Source organism: Clostridium paridis (assembly GCF_016765615.1).
Taxonomy (GTDB): domain Bacteria; phylum Bacillota; class Clostridia; order Clostridiales; family Clostridiaceae; genus Clostridium_T; species Clostridium_T paridis.
The window spans coordinates 1-1,239 of the sequence record NZ_JAESWA010000011.1; the positions used below are offsets into that span (position 1 = coordinate 1).

Below are 1,239 nucleotides of genomic sequence, written 5' to 3' on the forward strand. Positions count from 1 at the left end.
CAGATGAAGAGATTGAAATATTATCACAAAATGAGTATGTAAAAAGAGTTAGTGACAAGGGTATTACATATACTGATGAATTTAAAAGGAAATTTATAGCTGAGAATCAGAATGGAAAGTTTCCAAAACAAATATTTGAGGAAAATGGCTTTGATATAGATATCTTAGGAAACGAGCGTATTAAATCTTCAGGCAAAAGATGGCGCTCCGCATTTCGTAGAAATGGAGTAGAACAACTGCAAGATACTAGAAAGTTTAATAACGGACGACCAAGCGAAAAAGAGTTATCACTTGAAGAGAAATATAGAAAACTTCAAGCAAAAGTTCACCTTTTACAAGCAGAAAATGAATTATTAAAAAAGTTAGAGATGATGGAAAGGAGCGTGCGAAGAAAGAAATAACACTGTTATCCTTCGAGAAGTTTATAGTAATTAGGTCAGTTATTGAAAAATATAAACTTAAGAATAAGATTAGTTATTTTTGTGAATTAAGTGATGTTTCCCGCTCGGGTTACTATAATTATTTTTCACATAAGTCAATTTCTAATCGAAACACTCAGAAAGACAATGATGAAGAAAGCTATAAAAACATTTTAAATGCTTTCAAGTATAAGAATCGTAAAAAAGGTGCTAAGCAAATAAAAATGACTTTAGAAGACCATTTTGACATTAACTATAATCTAAAGCGCATTAGAAGAATTATGAAAAAATATAATATTCTTTGTCCTTATAGAAAAGCAAATCCGTATAGAAGAATGATGAAGGCTACGAAAGAACATTCCGTTTTACCAAACCTATTAAATAGAGAGTTTAAGCAAGATATTCCTAGAAAAGTATTATTAACAGATATAACTTATCTATTTTTTAAGAATGGTCAAAAGGCTTATTTGTCGACCATTTTGGATGCATCAACGAATGAAGTTTTAGCTTATAATCTTTCCAAAAGCTTAAAAATAGACATAGTAACTAATACCATTGATAATCTTATTAGTGCAAAATATAAGTTGCATAAAGATGTTTTTATTCATTCAGATCAAGGGGTACATTATACAAGCCCAATATTTCAAAACAAAGTAAAACAGAACAACATGGGTCAATCTATGTCTAGGCGCGGTAACTGCTGGGACAACGCCCCGCAGGAATCGTTTTTTGGTCACTTAAAAGATGAAGCGTATATTAACAAATGCGAAACCTATGAAGAACTACTTGCTGAAATAGATGATTATATTAATTACTATAA

The 1,239-nt window shown here is 30.5% G+C and carries 1 protein-coding gene; it reads left to right on the top strand.

What is annotated here, in order from left to right:
* A protein-coding gene (locus JK634_RS02205) for an IS3 family transposase (RefSeq protein WP_243425541.1) occupies positions 1-1,239 on the top strand; the annotation gives its coding sequence in 2 pieces (ribosomal slippage) (positions 1-354 and positions 354-1,239; 1,240 coding nt annotated over the 2 pieces). This gene is flagged as partial in the annotation.